The following is a 17,961-nucleotide window of genomic DNA, read 5'->3' as shown; positions in this document are numbered from 1 at the left end:
AAGTTATATCCGATATAGCAGTTTCTTTCCTTTGGAGATTAAGAAGGGCTATATTCTTTTACAGCATCAATAAATGCCTTGGCATGATCTAACGGAATATTAGGTAAAATACCATGGCCCAGGTTTACGATGTATTTGTCTTTGCCAAATTCGTTAATCATTTGGTGTACCATTTTCTTTATTTCAGAAGGTGGCGACAATAAGCGAGATGGATCGAAATTACCTTGAAGTGTAATGTTGCCGCCTGTTAAATAACGTGCATTTCTTGGTGAACACGTCCAGTCTACACCTAACGCAGAGGCGTTACTTTTTGCCATATCGCCAAGGGCAAACCAACAGCCTTTACCAAATGCAATTACTGGAGCATCATCTTTTAAAGCTTCAATAATTTGATTGATATATTGCCATGAGAACTCTTGGTAATCTACTGGAGATAACATGCCTCCCCAAGAATCGAACACTTGTACGGCATTAACACCAGCTTTTACTTTTTCTTTTAGGTAAGCTATGGTTGTATCGGTTATTTTTTGAAGTAATTGGTGCGCAGCAATGGGGTTTGTAAAACAAAATTCTTTGGCTTTATCGAACGTTTTACTTCCTTGGCCTTGTACACAATAGCATAAAATAGTCCATGGCGAACCGGCAAATCCAATTAAAGGAATCTCGTCATTTAGTAATTTTTTAGTGGCTTTAATAGCTTGGTATACATAGTCGAGCTCTACTGTTACATCTGGAACGACAACATGATCAACATCTTTTTGAGTGCGTACAGGATTTGGTAAATATGGTCCAAAATTAGGTTTCATTTGCACCTCAATATTCATAGCCTGCGGGATGACCAAAATATCACTGAACAAAATAGCGGCATCCATACCATAACGACGAATAGGTTGCACGGTAATTTCACTGGCTAATTCTGGAGTTCTACAACGGGTAAAGAAATCGTATTTCTCGCGAATAGCGATAAATTCTGGAAGATAACGCCCTGCTTGACGCATCATCCAAACTGGTGGACGATCAACGGTTTCTCCTTTTAATGCTCTTAAAAATAAATCGTTCTTTATACTCATACCTTATTATTTCTGCCTTTCGTCTACGCTCAAGATAAACTTCGGCAAGAATCTTTTTAATTGAAACTTTAATTTTATTTTCGTCATTGCGAATCACGTTTTTTGGGTGTGGTGTAAAATCTGTTCGTTTAAAGAGATTACCACGTCACTGCGTTCCTCGTAATGACAGTTAATGATTAAACATAATGCTCATTAACCAACTCAATCACACTTTCAACAGTTGGCACTTTTGCCACTCTAACATCTTCAAAGTGTTTTTTTGCTTCTTTTGCGGTGGTATCCCCAATACAAAAGGCAATAACTTCTGCATTATTCTTTTTTACAAAACTTTGTACGGTAGATGGGCTGTAAAACATTACGGCTTCTACAGATTCCTCAATTTTGTGACCGTCAAATTTGGTTTGGTAGGCTTCTATTTCGTTAACTTTTATATTGTTATCGGCCAAAATGGTTGGTAGCGCATCTAGTCGTATATCGCTGCAAAAATAAGTGACTTCGGTTCCTTCCAGATACTCCACTAAATACTCTGCCAGCTTCTTAGCATTTTTTTCAACATGCTTTACCTTGCCAATTCTGTTTTCAATAAGTTTTTTTGTTCGTCTCCCTACACAGTAAATATTCTTGAATTGTAATTCGGTAGCCGAATAGTTTGTTATTAAAGCTTCAACGGCATTTTTGCTTGTAATAATAACATTTTCAATTTCAGACCTTAAAAGTTGCGGACGAATACGATTCAAACTTATTTTTATAAAGTCATCACTTTTTGCTGCTACTTTCTGGTGAAACAATAAACGTTGGTCTTCGGTTAAGGACTTAGTAGAAACTACATTTGTTGGGTGGTTTGTGTGTTTAATATCATCCATTAAACGTTTGCCGCCTCGTTCGATAATATAGTCGGCACAAAAACCCGCTATATATTCGTGTTTACCTAATTTTTCGGTTTTGGTAACTTCTATTTTTTTAGAACCATCTTTACTTAAAAGCACGCCTTTAAAATGTATTTCTTCATTTTTTATGCGGGCTAAAGCCCCAATAGGTGCAGTGCAACCACCTTCTAGTCGGTTTAAAAATTTACGCTCAATAGTGGTGCAAATTTCAGTTTCCTCATGATTTAGTTGAGCACAGGCGGTTTTTATAAACTCATCCTCCTCTAGAGCAGTAATCATGATGGCACCTTGTGCTGGCGCAGGAATCATCCAATCTAAGTTAATAGATTCATCTGGTCTTATTCCAATACGCCCTATACCGGCAGCAGCAAAAATAGCAGCATTCCAATGGTCGTTATCTTGAAGTTTTTGTAAACGCGAATTTACATTGCCACGTAAATCTTCAATGGTATGGGTTGGATATCGGTTTAACCATTGTGCTTTTCGTCTTAAGCTGCCTGTTGCTATTACGGCTTTTTCGGCGCTTAAAAACTCTTCATTCTTTTTAAAAACTAACGTATCGTTTACGTTTCCTCGTTTTAAAACGGCTACTTGTACAATGCCTTTTGGCAAAACCGTTGGAACATCCTTTAACGAGTGTACGGCAATATCGATATCATGATTTAACATGGCAATATCGAGTGTACGCGTAAAAATACCGGTAATACCTAGTTCGTATAATGGTTTATCTAAAACCAAATCGCCGGTAGATTTTACAGGAACGAGTTTTGTCTGATATCCTAAATGTTCGAGTTGTTGTTGTACGGTTTTAGCTTGCCATAGCGCTAATTCGCTATCGCGTGTGCCAATTCTAATAACTTTAGACATGTGTTGTTGGTTCTAGCTGAAATACTTTTTTTATAAGTTCCAGGCTCTCATCGGTGGAGATGTCATCATCCTTTAAATGATGCGCAAAGTGATTGGTTATTTTTTGAATAATATTGTTGCTAATTAGCTCTGCTTGTGCTTCGTTAAAATCGGCGTTTTTCTTGCGTTGCGTTTCCAATTCTGCAGCAGCAAAGTCGCTAAGCTTGTGTTTTAATGCTTTAATAGTTGGCGCAAATTTTCTGGTTTCTAACCAACCGTTAAATTCTGTTTTTACTTCTTCTATAATAGATTCGGCAAGAGGAATATCCTTTTTTCTGTCTTCTAAAGTTTTATCTGTAATTTTAGATAAATGATCTAAATGAACCAAAGTAACATTGCCTAATTCTTCAACATTGGAATCAACGTTTTTCGGAATCGATAAGTCTAAAATTAGGATTGGTTTTTCAGATTGGATAATGTGCTTGTCTATGGTAGGGCGTTGCGCACCAGTAGCAACTATTAAAACATCGGCATGGCTAATCTCTTCTTGTAAATTTGCATAATCTTTAACCACCAGATTAAACTTTCCAGCAATAACCTCTGCCTTGTCTTTTGTTCTGTTAATTAAAGTAATTTGATCATTTTTTGTATGCTTTACAAGGTTTTCGCAAGTATTTCTTCCAATTTTTCCCGTTCCGAAAAGTAAAATGTTTTTATTCGAAATGTCTTTAACCGAATTTAAAATGTATTGAACAGATGCAAAAGATACCGAAGTGGCTCCTGATGAAATATTAGTTTCTGTTTTTATACGCTTGCTTGCTTGAATAACAGCATTTATTAATCGTTCTGAAAAAGGATTAAGCAACCCATGTTTTTTTGAAGCTCTTGCGCTATTTCTCAACTGGCTAATAATTTCGAAGTCTCCAAGAATCTGACTGTCTAAACCAGAACCTACACGAAACATGTGCGCAATAGCATCTTTATTTTTATAAATATAGGCTACGTCTTGAAATTCTTCAACAGTACCTCTTGTGTTATCACAAAGCAATTGGATTAATTGAAACGGGTGTTGTGCAAAACCGTAAATTTCGGTGCGATTACAAGTAGATGTCACCACCAAACTTTCTATACCATTTTCTTTAGCTTGGTTAAGCAAAGCTGTTTTACCTGCCTCATCCAAACTAAAATGTCCTCTTATGTCTGCATCGGCTTTTTTATAACTTAAACCAATGGCATAAAAGTAGTTACTTCTTGATATATTGTATTTTTGCATGCTGATACCTGATATTTCACAGCAAATGTATATGGATGTTAACAAAAAAAATAACGCTCAAAGAACTTTTAATATCGTTTGTGGTTTTTTAGCGATGTTTTTTCCTATTATATGATAAATGTCATATTTTTGTAGGCAGATAGGCAGTTTTTGAACCATCTATTTAGAACGAATCTAAATAAAACTATTATGAATGACGAAATGGACAACGAAAAAAGTGTCGCTAGAAGTTCTTTTGATGAGACAACATTAGATGATGGTGCATTGATTCTAACATATAAGAACGAGTCGAGTCAAGTAAAGTCTCTTGCTAAAGAAATAGATAGTGATTACATTCAATTTCACTTTTGTGTGAAAGGGGCAAGTCGTTTTGTTTTTAACGAAGGACGGTATGTGTTAAACATCATGGAAGAGAATTCGTTGTTATTGTATAATCCACAACGCGATTTACCAATACATTTAGAAATAGATCCTAACTCGTGGATGGTTTCGGTTTTAATATCGATTAAAAATTTTCATGGCTTATTCTCTCAGGAAGCTGGTTATATTACTTTTTTAAGTGATGATAATAAGGATAAAAAATATTATAAAGATGGTGTAATTTCGCCATCAATGGCTATTGTATTAAATCAAGTATTAAATTACAACCTTAATGATTCTATTAAAAACCTTTATTTTAAAGGAAAAGCTTACGAGCTTTTAAGCTTGTATTTTAATAGAAGCGAAGATGCCGATGTAGAACAATGTCCGTTTTTGGTTGACGAAACTAATGTTATTAAAATTAGAAAAGCCAAAGAGATTATTATTGCACGTATGGCAGAGCCACCGAGTTTACAAGAGCTGGCAGATGAAATAGGGTTGAATATTAAAAAACTAAAAGAAGGATTCAAACAAATTTATGGCGATTCGGTATTTAGTTTTTTATTTGATTATAAAATGGAAGTGGCCAGAAAACTATTGGAGTCTGGCGATGATAATGTAAACGAGGTAGGGCATAAAGTTGGGTATAGCACATCCAGCCATTTTATAGCAGCTTTTAAAAAGAAATACGGTACGACGCCTAAAAAATATGTAATGTCTTTGACATAATAGAAACTATATGAAAGGAATTTTACTAGTAAACCTTGGTTCTCCAGACAGTCCGGAGCCAAAAGATGTAAAAAAGTATTTAGGCGAATTTTTAATGGATGAGCGTGTTATTGATATACCTCTAGCAGCAAGGGCTTTGTTGGTAAAAGGGATTATATTAAAAACAAGGCCAAAAGCATCTGCAGCGGCATACAAGAAAATATGGTGGGAAGAAGGTTCTCCTTTAATTGTATTATCGGAAAGACTTCAAAGTAAAATACAAAAACAAGTGGAAGTGCCTGTAGCTTTAGCTATGCGATATGGTAGTATGACTATTAAAAAAGGGCTTCAGGAACTGGTGGATAAAGGTGTTGATGAGGTTTTGTTATTTCCTCTATATCCTCAGTTTGCTATGGCAACTACCGAAACCATTTTGGTACTGGCCGAAGCGATAAGAAAGGAACACTTTCCAAATTTAAAGATAGATTCCGTTCCGGCATTTTATAATAAACCGGATTATATTGAAGTGCTTTCAAATTCAGTAAAAAGACATTTAGAAGGTAAGGCATACGAACATTTACTGTTTTCGTACCACGGTGTTCCAGAACGTCATATTAGAAAAAGTGATGTGACTAAATCGCATTGTAAAATAGATGGTAGTTGTTGTGTTACCCCATCTAAAGCCCATGAGTTTTGTTACAGGCATCAATGCTTTGAGGTAACCAGATTGGTTGCCGAAAAACTCGAACTAGAAGAAGGGACTTATTCAACATCCTTTCAGTCTCGTTTAGGTTTCGATCCTTGGTTACAGCCCTACACCGACCGAACTATTGAGCGTTTGGGAAAACAGGGTATTAAAAATATGAGTATTGTAACTCCTGCGTTTGTAAGCGATTGTTTAGAAACCCTAGAAGAAATAGCCATGGAGGGACAAGAGATTTTTCATGAAATGGGAGGCAAGGACTTTATAACTATACCTTGCTTAAATGATGATGACGAATTTGTTGATCTGCTGTCTAAGTGGGTTACCGAATGGACAAAGACACCTGCTAAAATTAGTTAACCTATGGCGTATTATTTTTACCTAAAGGCATTCCATCTTATTTTTGTGATTACTTGGTTTGCTGGACTTTTTTATATACCACGATTGTTCGTATATCAAATAGAAGCGTTTCATAAACCCTCTCCAGATAAAGAGATTTTGGGGAAACAACTCAAAATTATGGCAAAACGCTTGTGGTTTATCATAACATGGCCATCGGCAATTTTAGCTTTACTATTTGGTTTAAGCTTGTTTTTTTTAAATCCAGCACTACTCAACCAAGACTGGATGCAAGTAAAAATAGTTTTTGTAGTTATTCTTTTTATTTATCATTTTAGAACCCACCACTTTTTTAAACAGCTTCAAAACGACGAGGTTAAAAAAACATCAAGCTTTATGCGGCTTTGGAATGAAGGTGCTACTTTTATTTTATTTGCCGTAATTTTTTTAGTCATTCTAAAAAATGCATTCAATTGGATTTGGGGCGTTATAGGAATTTTTGTTTTGGGCGTTCTTATTATGTTAGGCTACAAGGTTTATAAAAATATAAGAGCTAAAAATCCAGGCGCCTAAACTGAAAACACAAATTCCAAAATCCAACTATTGGAATTTGGATTTGCTAAAACATATTTGGTCCGATTATTGCTATATTTATTGAACTTTTGAAAGGTCTAATAATTTTTTAATGAAATTAAAAAAACTCTCCTTACGTACTCGTATTTTTTTAGCTATGATATTGCTGGTTTTACTGGCATCGATCCTTATTTCTTCGGTAGCGATTTATCAATATAAAGAGGAACGACAAGAGTATCACAAAGGTCGTTTAGAACGTAAGGAAGAGAATATTAAAACACATCTCAAGCGGGTTTTAAATGGCAGGCAAAATACATGGGAAGTAAAAACCGAGAACATTCCGGTTATTTTCAAAGAAGAGATATATAACGTCGCAGATATTCATAAGCTTCAGATTAATTTATACGATTTGGAAGGCGCCCTGTTAATATCGTCTAAATCGGAATTAAAAAGCAATGCCGCACCAAAATGTCTAGAAGCAGAAGTATTAAACCCTATTGCTAATACAGCAGAGCATAGGTTTGTAGATAAACACAAGGAAAATGGAGAAACATATCAGTCTTCATATACCTATCTTACAGATAAAAGGTCTAAACCAATAGCCATATTAAATTTACCTTATTTAGAACACGATGATTTCCTGTCGAAAGAGTTACAGGAATTTTTAAGACGTATCGCTTATGCTTATATGTTTATTTTACTTATGGCAATTGGTATTGCGTTTTTATTATCTAAGTACATTACAAAGTCGTTAAAAGCTATTAGCGATAAAATTAATGCTACAAGATTAGAAAAACGAAACGAGAAGATTGAAGTAAATGATACTAGCGAAGAAATATCTACTTTGGTAAACTCTTATAATAGTATGATTGACGAACTTGAAGAAAGTGCCGTACAATTAGCTAAAAGTGAGCGAGAGCAAGCCTGGAGAGAAATGGCAAAGCAGGTAGCGCATGAAATTAAAAACCCGTTAACACCAATGCGTTTAACGGTGCAAAATTTTCAGCGTAAATTCGATGCGAAAGACGAAAATATCGACTCGAAGTTAGATGAGTATACCAAAACACTAATTCAGCAAATAGATACGATGAGTTCCATTGCATCGGCATTTTCAAACTTTGCAAAGATGCCAGCACAGCAAAGTGAAACGTTAAATGTTGTGAAAATTGTAAAATTGGCACTGGATATTTTTAACGAAGATTATATCTTTTTTACTGCCGAATCGGATGAGATTATTGCAAAATTTGATAGAACACAGTTAATACGAGTTGTAACTAATTTGGTTAAAAACGGTATTCAAGCCATGCCAGAAAACAAAACGCCTACGATTGTTATTGATGTTGCTACTAAAGATAATAACGTTATCGTTACAGTTTCAGATAATGGTCTGGGAATTGCAGAGGAAAACAGAGATAAGATTTTTGAGCCCAAGTTTACCACAAAAACAAGTGGTATGGGGCTGGGCTTAGCCATGGTGAAAAACATTGTAGAAACTTATAACGGAACCATAACGTTTAAATCTGAAAAAGAAAAAGGAACTACATTTACTGTAACTTTTCCTACGAAATAAATTATATTAGGGCCTTAAAACAAATGCTTTAAACATGAAAAAAATACTTGTACTCGTTTTTTTAATAAGCTCAATGAGCTATTCACAAATTTTAGACCCTGTTAAATGGTCAACTTCCATAAAAAAAGTGTCTAATTTAGAATATGATGTAATTATAAAGGCATCAATAAAACCAAAGTACCATTTGTACTCATTAAAAGTACCTAAAGGGGGGCCTTTACCAACGGTTTTTATTTTTGAAGATAGCGAAGACTATGAACTGGTTGGAAAAATGACTGAAGATAAAGGGCATACGGCTTTCGATCCTGTTTTTGAGCTCAATGTTAAATATTTTGAAAACGTTGCGAGCTTTAAGCAACGTATTAAATTAAAATCTAAAAAAGCATTGAAAGTTATAGGCGAAATTGAATATATGACCTGTAATGAAGAGAGTTGTGTTCCGGGTTATGACGATTTTGAAATTGCTATTCCATAATTTAAAAAATATACTATAATGAGCTACGCTAACTTACTATTAGAAAAGAATAACGGTATAACTACCATTACCATTAATCGCCCTAAAAAGTTAAATGCATTAAATAAAGAAACAATTAGCGAACTGCATGAGGCTTTTAAAGAAGCCAATCTAGATAAAAGCACAAAGGCAATTATTGTTACAGGTAGTGGGGAAAAAGCATTTGTAGCTGGGGCAGATATTAGCGAGTTTGCAGATTATGATATTGAAGAAGGTAAAATGTTAGCGGCTAAAGGACAAGAATTGTTATTCGATTTTGTTGAAAACCTTTCTACACCTGTTATTGCTGCGGTAAATGGTTTTGCACTTGGTGGTGGTTTAGAATTAGCCATGGCGTGTCATTTTAGAGTAGCGAGCGATAATGCTAAAATGGGATTGCCAGAAGTATCGCTTGGGGTTATTCCTGGTTATGGCGGTACACAGCGTTTGCCTCAGTTAATAGGCAAGGGACGGGCTATGGAGCTTATCATGACTGCCGGAATGATTGATGCGAATAGTGCGCTAAATTATGGTTTGGTAAACCATGTAACAACGCTTGAGGAATTGCTTCCTTTTTGCGAGAAAATAGCCGGAAAAATAGTGCGCAATTCTTCGGTTGCTATTAGTGCTGCTATTAGAGCGGTAAATGCAAACTATAAGGATGGTGTTAATGGCTTTAATACAGAAATTCTAGAATTTGGGAATAGCTTTGGAACAGCTGACTTTGAAGAAGGAACAACAGCATTTTTAGAAAAGCGTAAGGCCGATTTTCCTGGAGAATAGAATATTGTCTTTAGGGTGAAGTTTTACTTTATTAGTGAAACTCTATTTTGAAAAGTTGCGAAGCAAAGCATTCAAAATAGTAAGAAGAACTAATCCCGCTTCATGTGCTGAATTCGTTTCAGTATCCAGCGGGATCTTATTTCTAATACCTCTAAGCTTGCTTCGGAATTTATAAAGAATATTTTCAATTGAATGCCTCGTGTGCTTGCCCCGAGAATCATTTACTTTCGATTAATTAAACCGAGTTAGTTTTTAGTTATAAATTTTTAAAAACTTTGTTTGGAAAAATTTATAACTAAAAACACATTAATATAAACAACTTCCTATTTATCAATTGTTTGTAATAAGGGAGACTCATATTCTTTCACATATTCCCTAGCTTCATCAATAGCCTCAGCAATATTACTAACTACTGCATTGGCCTGTTCTATAGTATGGGAGGCCATTACTTGAAGTCTAAATCTAGCACTGCCAATAGGAACTACTGGATATTCCAAAATCATGGTTGCTATATTTCGTTCGGTCATAATCTTATGAGCAATTCGTGCTACTTTTTCATCACCAATCATTACAGGAATAATAGCGGAAGGTGTTCCTAAACATTTAATTCCCTTTTTATGAAATTCATTTCTAATATGATTTACAATATTTAAAAGGTTTTTTCTTAATTGGCTTCCCTCTTTGGATCTCATAATTTTTGTTGCTTCTAAAGCTACAGCTGTCTGCATTGGACAAATAGCGTTAGAAAACATAAATGCACTACTGTACATTTTGGAATAATGCTTTACTGCAGCCGAATTGGTAGCAAGAAACCCTCCATTAGAAGCAAACGATTTAGAAAAACTACCCATTACTAAATCTACTTGACCTTTCATGCCTTGATTCCCTATATGGCCAGCACCATTTTCTCCAAGTGCTCCAAAATCATGTGCTACATCTAACATGAGTGTTGCATCATAATCACGACAAACTTCTTGTAGTGCTTTTATATCGGGTGTTTCACTATCCATTGAAAATAAGCCTTCAGAGATTACAAAAATTCCATTTCTTTGGTCTTTTTCTCGAATATGTTCCAATAATCCTCTAACTGAATCAATTGACATATTAGGGTGGCGATATACATTTTTGGTAGCAGCATAGGCACCTTGGTATAAACAAGAATGTGCCAAGCGATCCATAACAATATGATCTTGTTCTCTAACTAGTCCTGTAATTGTACCAAAACCAGCAGCCCAACCAGTGGGGAAAATCATGACATGTTTCATGCCTGTCATTTCTGCAATAGCCTCTTCTAGTTCGTGTACCAATTCTGTATTTCCAATCACCATGGGAGAACCAGCACTGTGCGGACCATATTTTTCCAAAGCTTCTTTTGCTGCTTTCATAACTTTAGGATGACTTCCCATCGATAAATAATCTTGAGAAGCAAAATTAATACCATCAATATGTCTTTCATTAGCATCAAACATGCTTGCATTTGTACCCGGAAAAGATTTTAGTGTACGTGCATATTGCCATGTGTTACAGTCATTTCTGGCATTATACCATTCGTAGTAATCATCAACTCGTTTTAATATGTTTGGACCTATTGGAATGCCAAAATCCACACATGTTCGATTTAATGATATATCTTCTTTTGAAACATCTCCGTTAATCTCGAAAATGTTTTTATAGTATTTGTAAATGTCTTTTTTATAATTCTGTAAGTCTCTTTTTTCGTTTAGAACAGGAATCAAAACATTTTTTATGTTTTTTTCCGTAAAGAAATCTCTAACAGGCAAAGTATCTCCATACATCGCTAAAAATCGATTTGCTTGTTCTTTGTTTTTAGACAAGGCCTCGAACAATTGTACCTCACTTGCCGAAGCAGGGTTCATTTCTGCTGTTTTAGAAACGAATTCTTGATACCTCCATGTGTCTAGATGTCTTTTTCTAGCATATAATTGAAGCTGATTATCTATATCATTAGTTTCGAAACCCATTTTAATGTGTTGGGCAATTAGTTCGGCATCTCTAAAGGCATGAGTCATTCCACTAGCAGTACATTGATCTTTGAAACTAGCTGCATCTCCAACTAATGCATAACCCTTACCGGCTGCATTTCTAATAAAAGAAGCCATTTTATCAGTACCAATAATTTCTTTTTCCTTTTTTGCCTTTTCTACGATTTCACCAATTTCAGGATTTACATATTTAATGGCTTTAATAAAGTTTTCATTTTTATCTCCATTTCTAAATGCTTTCGCCCATTTTTTGGGTCCATAAATCATTGTCATATTATGCCCATCATTTGTGGGGACAATACCAATAGACATTCTTCCTTTTTTTTGAATAATTGGTTTTTTTAAGTCAAAACCAGAAAAATAAGAATAAGCAGCAAAGGTGCAGTTTTCCCTAATTTCTTCCTTAGAGGTATTAGTCAATTTAGCAACAATGGAATTTACTCCGTCTGCACCGATAATTCTTTTTGAAAAGAATTCACAAACAGAGCCATCTTTATTTTTCCCTTTAATTCCTAATACTTTTTGTTGATTTGTGTCAAAAATGAGTTCATTAACGGTAAAACCTTCTAAAACTTTAGCGCCTTGTTTTACAGCATAATCAATAAGAATTTTGTCTATGACATACCTTTTCGCAGAAAATGAAGTTTGTGTAATACGATCGGCATTTCCATGTAAATTGGTAAAGCGTTGCGCTAGTAGATCAAGAGGAATTTCTCCTCTAATTGTCGTATCTTCAATAGTAATTTCAATTTCATTACTAGAAGGTGTTTGTTCTAAAATTTCATCTAATACTCCTAATCGATTTAAGTAAGAGGCTCCCCTTGGCCATACGAAATGAGTAGAGAGGGTGTCTTGTGGAAATATTGCTTTGTCTACTACTAAAACATTGAATCCCATTTTGGATAGGTGAGAAGCCGTAGTAGATCCTGAACATCTGGCTCCAACAATTATAGCGTCAAAATTTTTCATTTATATTATTAATTGGTTTAACTATTAAAAGTATAACTAATAGTGGAAGTCTATGTAAACGATAATGTAAGTTTGTGGTTTTAGCGCAGTATTATTTAAGTGCTAACATTTTATATTCACCAAGTCCACTATACAGGGTGCCACTTCCGCCTTTAAGAGCAGTTTTCAAAGTTTCGTTTAACGGTTTAGGTATTTCAATTCTTTGTTATGCTGAGCATTTAGAATTTATTTGAGTCAACATCATGATTACGATGATGAAAACTGTACTTATAATAAACCTCATAAATGATTATTCAGCCAATACCGTATCGAAGATTTTCTCCATGGCCTCCTTAGATTGCGTAAATTCATCCACTTTGCCATAATTGCCATTCACTGCCCAACTAATGGTGATCTCTTGCTCTGGGAAATAGACCATGCTGGCAAAGTAGCCGACGGCATCTCCACTATGTAAATACGCCGGACCATATGCCGTTTCTATCAGGAAGATGCCTAGACCATAAAATGTCTCAAAACCGTCACCATATCCACCTTTAGGAGCTTTCCAGCTCATCATTTCATTTAGGGATTCCTTGCTCAGTAAGTTGCCCTGAAACAATTGGGTCATGAAAATGGCTAAATCATATGAGTTGGAAATTAGTCCTCCATCCGCAGTAAAGTAATCCCACCCACTGTAGTAAGTCGCATTAGTTAGATTCAAATTGCTATACAAATCCACATAACCACGTATGATTCCATCTGGAACAGGATCTGTAGCAGCAAATTGTGTGTAGCTCAGGCCAAGGGGTACAAATATTTTTGTTTTAAATACCTCAAAAAAGGCTTTACCAGTTACTTTTTCTATAATCATTCCTAACAGTATGTAATTGGTGTTGGAATACAGCACATCTGTGCCAGGAGGGAAGTAGGAATCTTTATTTCGAGCGTAACTCATGAGTTCTTCTGGCTGCCAGATTTTGATTAAATCATTTAATGAAGCCGTTTGGAATTGTGGATTTTGAATATAATTGTAGATACCGCTCGAATGCAAGAGCAATTGTCTGATGCTAGACTGAGAAGCATTTTCCAAACCTCTAATGTCAGCGTTAGATAAATAATCCGTTATAGGATCATCTATGTCTAATAAACCTTCCTCCTGAAGCAGTAGAATTGTTACCGCTGTAAATGTTTTAACTGTACTGCCGACTCGTGTAATATTACATGATGCCAGAGGTATTTTTGAGGCTAGATCTGCAAATCCAAAAGCTTTTGACCAATACCCATTTTCATTATCATGAACCGAGAGCATCATACCGGGAACACCAGAGTTAACTATATTTTGAATGAGATTGGAATATTGTTCTGAATTGGGATGAAGACTATTAGATAGTGAATCATCGCAGGCGTAAAAGGCTGGAGAAAGTACCTCATCCTTTTCACAGCTTGAGACAAGTATAAGGAAAAGTGAAAGTGATATTGTTCTTAACATCTTATTTTGATTTAAAAGGGTAAAACTTAGCACCCAAATGAAGGTTTGTGTGAGTCATTAAGGGTATAAATCCCGGTGAGTAGGGGTATTCAATCCATGATTGATATAAAAGGTAAATCTCTGGAGAATGGGGATCTTTTTTGTGAAGATTGTAACCTAATCCCAATGTAAAGGATGGCATAAGGCGTGCATTTCCTCGATCGGAATTGCTTTCATACTTACTACCGTTGAATTGAAATTCTTGTTGTGTTGCAAAAGTATGAAGGTATCCAATACCTAGTTTGCTTTTTATATTGATTCCGAAGTTCGTTTGGTAATCTATGCCTAGATCAGCATTTAGGTATATCCCTTGAAACAACTTCCTGTGAAACATATATCCAATACTTATAGATGGATAAAATCTCCAATGATTTTTGGTTTTTCCTTCGAATTCTGTCCCGATTTGTATCCCCGGATGAATAGGCGTTGTTAGAAACCTGGTATATGGTATTGATGTGGACTCATTGAAGATTGATATATTAATAGGCAATGACTCCTGTTGTCCGTAAAGTGTGCCCGAGTAGAAGGTCAGGGCAAATAGCATGATGGTTTTGATGATGCTCATTAGATTTTGCATTTTTTTTTAATGCAAAAGACCGAATAAGGCTTAATAGATTAGCGTGATTTATACCTCTTTATTACCGAACTGGACAAATTGGAGGTTAAGGCGGACATTAACTCTTCCACCATTTGCGAAAGTCAGTAACCTTAGATTTGGGCAGGTAAATGTCATCATCGGTATTTTTGAGAAAAACTTTCAGTCTTCTTGTTTCGGTAGATTCTAAACCCTCAATGGCATCCCTGTTCACGATGATTTGTCTATTGAGTCTGTAGAAATATTCATTCGGTAGTCTCAATTTCCAATCATTTAAGGTACCGCTTATGTGGAGCTGTTTATCTTCAAAGGTGTATAACCATAGTACCTTATCTTCACTTTTTAGGAAAGCAATATTTTTAATCGGTATCAGACTTTCCTTTGCCCCTACTGAGACTTTGACCTTTTCTTCAAAAAGTTTGGAAGCATCCTTTTCTTCAAGCTTTTTTCTATAAGCGACTGAAACGTAATTGAGATAATAGAGCAGGTTTAGAATGAATAGGTATAAAAATGCGAGGGGTAACTCTAAATTCAGAATTGAGCTTTGATTTAAATCTACATTTATAATATTGAGATAAACTAACTCAAGTCCCAAGGCTAAAGTTAAAGGAGCAGCAACTCCATATATAAATTGAATTATTGCTCTCTTGGAAAAATTCTTTTCCCAAGATAAATCTTTGCTTTTATCAAGATGGCGAACCAACCATGCTAAATAGAACCCGATTATAGAAACTACAAAAAGTGAGAAAACAATATCCCATTTGAAAGATGGAATCTGAATGAGCGTTTCAAAATCATTGTCATTTGCAAAGATGGTAAATGAAACTCCCAAAATAGGATAGATTATCCAACCGAAATTTTTGTCGTGGTAATTAAAATTTGTCACTTTAATGATTTGCCTCAATTCATATGGTACTGTTCCTATCTATTCTTTGTATTACCTGACGCTAATGCAAATATAAAGTTCCGTTATAATGAACTTTATCGATTGTTAAACGAAGTTAGTTGAAAAACTTTACAAAATCAAGCCGTGATTTGTACCTTATTAATAATTGTTAATAACCCAGTTTCACTTTAACATTTTCCAATACAAATTATAAGTAATTTTAAAGAGCTACTCAACGAGCATTCAACCTTTATTTTACTATAAATGAACCAAAAAACTGCCATAAAAGGACGTGGAGCGCAGCGTAACGTCCATAACCGTTTCTTCGAATTAAGTCATGAAATGCGTGATGACTTTCTTGAGTTTTGCCGTAAAGAGGGCGAAATAAGCGATAAAAACAAAACGCTCTATCTGGAGGTATTTCCCAAAACCATAATCAATAAGGTGGAGAGTCCCGATATTGGTATGATGTATTCAATGAATTCATATCAAGGCTGTGAACATGGCTGTATTTATTGTTATGCGCGTAATAGTCATGAATATTGGGGGTATAGTGCTGGTTTGGATTTTGAACGTCGCATTATGGTAAAAAAAGATGCTCCCAAATTATTAGAGGCTAAGCTAAAAAAGAAAAGTTGGAAAACGCACCCTATAGTTATGTCTGGAAATACAGATTGTTACCAACCGGCAGAACAACAATTTAAAATTACAAGACAATGTTTGGAGGTGTTTTTAAAGTACAGACACCCGGTGGGCATCATTACAAAAAATGCTTTAATTCTTAGGGATTTGGATATTCTAAAAGCATTGGCAAAAGATAATTTGATAAGTGTGAGTATATCGATCACTTCTTTATCGGAGAGTACCAGACGTATTTTAGAACCCCGAACCACAACAATAAAAAAGCGGTTGGAAACGGTTAAGGTTTTAAGTGATAATGGTATTCCTGTAAATGTGATGATAGCACCTATAATTCCGTCTATAAATAGTCATGAAATTTTGCCTTTGGCCAAAATGATATCGGAACATGGCGCGTCATCGATAGCCCATACCATTGTAAGATTAAATGGAGCCATTGGCGAAATTTTTAAAGATTGGATTTATAAAACCATGCCAGACAGAGCCGAAAAGGTGTTACATCAAATAGAAAGCTGCCACGGAGGCAATTTAAACGATTCTCGATATGGTACTAGAATGCGAGGTGAAGGAAAAATAGCAGAACAAATTAACAATCTTGTAAAACTGGCAAGATTAAAATATTTTAAGAATAAGGCTATACCAAAGCTTAACTTGGATTTGCATGAACAGTATAAAGTGGGGCAGTTAAAATTATTTTAAAAACCGACCTTTCTTTTCTTTTTCGTATTGAATAACTATATCTAGTATAGTGTTAGTGATAATGGTATAAAAAGACACATAAATTAAGATTATTGAAACCCAAATAAATTCTAATCGAGATTCAACAACTTTTATTACCATAATAGATAAAATAGTAGCATGTACAAGGCACCAAACAATACTAAATAATTGTTTTTTAATAAGCCAATGTGACTTTTTATTGAGGTTGGATGCTATTAAAAGGATAAGATTTTTCATTAAACCTAAAAAAGAGTGGGCCCCTACAGCCCACTCTTACTAATTTAAACTAACTAAATAAGACATTAACTAATTACGATTAATGAATTTTGTGAATTTCTTGTTATCAGAGTCGAGTTCTATTTTGTAGTCTCCACCCTTTTTAAGTTTGTAAACTCTTTCAATATTTTGTACTCCCGAAATCTTTTCTGAGCTTAATAGCACAAAGCTACCATCGTCATACTTTCCGTAAATACGTATTTTTAATGGTTCAAGGTTTAGGGCAAGTTTTGTGATAAATACCAAATCGTTTTTCTCTCTTATGTAAGGTTTAAAAACGACTACCTCTTTCTCTTTATTGAAAACTACATTGTTCTCTTTTACAGTAAAAGGAATTGTTTTAATCTTAAGGTCTTTATCAATTTCAAAGAAATAATCTCCATTTGGCAATTCGGTTAAATCGAATCCTTTTTCGTAAGTACCAGATGATTGGATTAATTCTTTATATATGATAATACCATTATAATTTCTAATTGATAGAAGATCACCTTCTTTTACATTTTCAATTGTTAATGCAGTCCCTTTAAGACCTTCTTTAGTTTTGAAAGAAGAAATTTCATTCGCGTTACCTATCATTGCAGTAAGCATTGCTACCGTTAATAGGGTTTTTTTGATGTTTCTAATTACTTTTTTCATGATTATAATTTTTTACAACGTTTGTTGGGACAAAGGTATGTCGGAAAAGGAGTGTACAAAACATCAAATTTGACCAATTTGTATGCTATTTTATCTGTTAAATCAATGTTAAATATATGTAAAGT

Annotated in this window: 16 protein-coding genes; 7 read left to right on the top strand and 9 right to left on the bottom strand. The window is 34.8% G+C overall.

Annotated features, from left to right (window positions below):
• Window positions 1–38: 38 nt before the first annotated feature.
• The 3 genes from hemE to hemA all read right to left on the bottom strand — a co-directional run bounded on the left by hemE (window position 39) and on the right by hemA (window position 4,076).
• A complete protein-coding gene (gene hemE, locus C1H87_RS11550; RefSeq protein ID WP_102755961.1) occupies window positions 39–1,070 on the bottom strand; it encodes a uroporphyrinogen decarboxylase in 1,032 nt (343 codons plus the stop codon).
• A 176-nt stretch (window positions 1,071–1,246) separates the two neighbouring features.
• Entirely contained in the window at window positions 1,247–2,824 is a 1,578-nt protein-coding gene (hemC, locus tag C1H87_RS11545) for a hydroxymethylbilane synthase (RefSeq protein ID WP_102755960.1), read from the bottom strand.
• Window positions 2,817–4,076: a glutamyl-tRNA reductase gene (hemA, locus tag C1H87_RS11540; RefSeq protein ID WP_102755959.1), complete on the bottom strand. Its 1,260-nt coding sequence runs from the start codon at window positions 4,074–4,076 to the stop codon at window positions 2,817–2,819. Before hemA ends, hemC begins: the two co-directional genes overlap by 8 nt.
• 189 nt (window positions 4,077–4,265) lie before the next feature.
• Between hemA and C1H87_RS11535 the strand changes: the two genes are divergently transcribed.
• From C1H87_RS11535 to C1H87_RS11510, 6 genes are all read left to right on the top strand, one after another.
• Window positions 4,266–5,165: a helix-turn-helix transcriptional regulator gene (locus C1H87_RS11535; RefSeq protein WP_102755958.1), complete on the top strand. Its 900-nt coding sequence runs from the start codon at window positions 4,266–4,268 to the stop codon at window positions 5,163–5,165.
• 10 nt (window positions 5,166–5,175) lie between these two features.
• Complete coding sequence (gene hemH / locus C1H87_RS11530) at window positions 5,176–6,207, top strand: ferrochelatase (protein WP_102755957.1); 1,032 nt, start codon at window positions 5,176–5,178, stop codon at window positions 6,205–6,207.
• A 3-nt stretch (window positions 6,208–6,210) separates the two neighbouring features.
• Entirely contained in the window at window positions 6,211–6,759 is a 549-nt protein-coding gene (locus C1H87_RS11525; RefSeq protein WP_102755956.1) for a CopD family protein, read from the top strand.
• A 112-nt stretch (window positions 6,760–6,871) separates the two neighbouring features.
• Complete coding sequence (locus tag C1H87_RS11520) at window positions 6,872–8,329, top strand: sensor histidine kinase (RefSeq protein WP_102755955.1); 1,458 nt, start codon at window positions 6,872–6,874, stop codon at window positions 8,327–8,329.
• Between the two features lie 34 nt (window positions 8,330–8,363).
• Window positions 8,364–8,804, top strand: coding sequence for a protein-disulfide reductase DsbD domain-containing protein (locus C1H87_RS11515; protein ID WP_102755954.1), 441 nt, complete (start codon window positions 8,364–8,366; stop codon window positions 8,802–8,804).
• A gap of 18 nt (window positions 8,805–8,822) precedes the next feature.
• Window positions 8,823–9,605 (top strand): enoyl-CoA hydratase/isomerase family protein, encoded by a 783-nt coding sequence (locus C1H87_RS11510; RefSeq protein WP_102755953.1) that lies wholly within the window; start codon window positions 8,823–8,825, stop codon window positions 9,603–9,605.
• 323 nt (window positions 9,606–9,928) lie between these two features.
• Here C1H87_RS11510 and C1H87_RS11505 read toward each other — a convergent pair whose 3' ends face one another.
• From C1H87_RS11505 to C1H87_RS11490, 4 genes are all read right to left on the bottom strand, one after another.
• Window positions 9,929–12,577 carry an aminotransferase class I/II-fold pyridoxal phosphate-dependent enzyme gene (locus tag C1H87_RS11505; protein WP_102755952.1) on the bottom strand — a complete coding sequence of 883 codons (2,649 nt, stop codon included), beginning with the start codon at window positions 12,575–12,577 and terminating at the stop codon, window positions 9,929–9,931.
• A 289-nt stretch (window positions 12,578–12,866) separates the two neighbouring features.
• Complete coding sequence (locus C1H87_RS11500) at window positions 12,867–14,045, bottom strand: serine hydrolase domain-containing protein (RefSeq protein WP_102755951.1); 1,179 nt, start codon at window positions 14,043–14,045, stop codon at window positions 12,867–12,869.
• 1 nt (window position 14,046) lies between these two features.
• Window positions 14,047–14,649 (bottom strand): hypothetical protein, encoded by a 603-nt coding sequence (locus C1H87_RS11495; RefSeq protein WP_158655203.1) that lies wholly within the window; start codon window positions 14,647–14,649, stop codon window positions 14,047–14,049.
• 109 nt (window positions 14,650–14,758) lie between these two features.
• Window positions 14,759–15,565, bottom strand: coding sequence for a LytTR family DNA-binding domain-containing protein (locus C1H87_RS11490; protein WP_158655202.1), 807 nt, complete (start codon window positions 15,563–15,565; stop codon window positions 14,759–14,761).
• A gap of 264 nt (window positions 15,566–15,829) precedes the next feature.
• Between C1H87_RS11490 and C1H87_RS11485 the strand changes: the two genes are divergently transcribed.
• The gene (locus tag C1H87_RS11485; RefSeq protein WP_102755948.1) at window positions 15,830–16,903 is read left to right on the top strand and encodes a PA0069 family radical SAM protein; all 1,074 of its coding nucleotides are present in this window, start codon (window positions 15,830–15,832) and stop codon (window positions 16,901–16,903) included.
• Here the strand turns inward: C1H87_RS11485 and C1H87_RS11480 are convergent.
• Both C1H87_RS11480 and C1H87_RS11475 read right to left on the bottom strand, forming a co-directional pair.
• The gene (locus C1H87_RS11480) at window positions 16,895–17,161 is read right to left on the bottom strand and encodes a hypothetical protein (protein ID WP_102755947.1); all 267 of its coding nucleotides are present in this window, start codon (window positions 17,159–17,161) and stop codon (window positions 16,895–16,897) included. The two genes, C1H87_RS11485 and C1H87_RS11480, sit on opposite strands and share 9 nt — an antisense overlap.
• Before the next feature lie 69 nt (window positions 17,162–17,230).
• Window positions 17,231–17,836: a hypothetical protein gene (locus tag C1H87_RS11475; RefSeq protein WP_102755946.1), complete on the bottom strand. Its 606-nt coding sequence runs from the start codon at window positions 17,834–17,836 to the stop codon at window positions 17,231–17,233.
• Window positions 17,837–17,961: the final 125 nt, after the last annotated feature.

Source organism: Flavivirga eckloniae (assembly GCF_002886045.1).
Taxonomy (GTDB): domain Bacteria; phylum Bacteroidota; class Bacteroidia; order Flavobacteriales; family Flavobacteriaceae; genus Flavivirga; species Flavivirga eckloniae.
Note: the sequence above shows the minus strand (reverse complement) of the source record. Positions and strands in the feature narration are given on the sequence as shown.

What these genes read in the sequence shown, in the direction of transcription:
- C1H87_RS11535 (WP_102755958.1), top strand. Translation starts at nt 4,266, where the DNA reads ATGAATGACGAAATGGACAACGAAAAAAGTGTCGCTAGAAGTTCTTTT.
- C1H87_RS11520 (WP_102755955.1), top strand. Translation starts at nt 6,872, where the DNA reads ATGAAATTAAAAAAACTCTCCTTACGTACTCGTATTTTTTTAGCTATG.
- hemH (WP_102755957.1), top strand. Translation starts at nt 5,176, where the DNA reads ATGAAAGGAATTTTACTAGTAAACCTTGGTTCTCCAGACAGTCCGGAG.
- hemE (WP_102755961.1), bottom strand. Translation starts at nt 1,070, where the DNA reads ATGAGTATAAAGAACGATTTATTTTTAAGAGCATTAAAAGGAGAAACC.
- C1H87_RS11510 (WP_102755953.1), top strand. Translation starts at nt 8,823, where the DNA reads ATGAGCTACGCTAACTTACTATTAGAAAAGAATAACGGTATAACTACC.
- C1H87_RS11500 (WP_102755951.1), bottom strand. Translation starts at nt 14,045, where the DNA reads ATGTTAAGAACAATATCACTTTCACTTTTCCTTATACTTGTCTCAAGC.
- C1H87_RS11525 (WP_102755956.1), top strand. Translation starts at nt 6,211, where the DNA reads ATGGCGTATTATTTTTACCTAAAGGCATTCCATCTTATTTTTGTGATT.
- C1H87_RS11480 (WP_102755947.1), bottom strand. Translation starts at nt 17,161, where the DNA reads ATGAAAAATCTTATCCTTTTAATAGCATCCAACCTCAATAAAAAGTCA.
- hemC (WP_102755960.1), bottom strand. Translation starts at nt 2,824, where the DNA reads ATGTCTAAAGTTATTAGAATTGGCACACGCGATAGCGAATTAGCGCTA.
- C1H87_RS11475 (WP_102755946.1), bottom strand. Translation starts at nt 17,836, where the DNA reads ATGAAAAAAGTAATTAGAAACATCAAAAAAACCCTATTAACGGTAGCA.
- C1H87_RS11495 (WP_158655203.1), bottom strand. Translation starts at nt 14,649, where the DNA reads ATGAGCATCATCAAAACCATCATGCTATTTGCCCTGACCTTCTACTCG.
- C1H87_RS11485 (WP_102755948.1), top strand. Translation starts at nt 15,830, where the DNA reads ATGAACCAAAAAACTGCCATAAAAGGACGTGGAGCGCAGCGTAACGTC.
- C1H87_RS11515 (WP_102755954.1), top strand. Translation starts at nt 8,364, where the DNA reads ATGAAAAAAATACTTGTACTCGTTTTTTTAATAAGCTCAATGAGCTAT.
- hemA (WP_102755959.1), bottom strand. Translation starts at nt 4,076, where the DNA reads ATGCAAAAATACAATATATCAAGAAGTAACTACTTTTATGCCATTGGT.
- C1H87_RS11505 (WP_102755952.1), bottom strand. Translation starts at nt 12,577, where the DNA reads ATGAAAAATTTTGACGCTATAATTGTTGGAGCCAGATGTTCAGGATCT.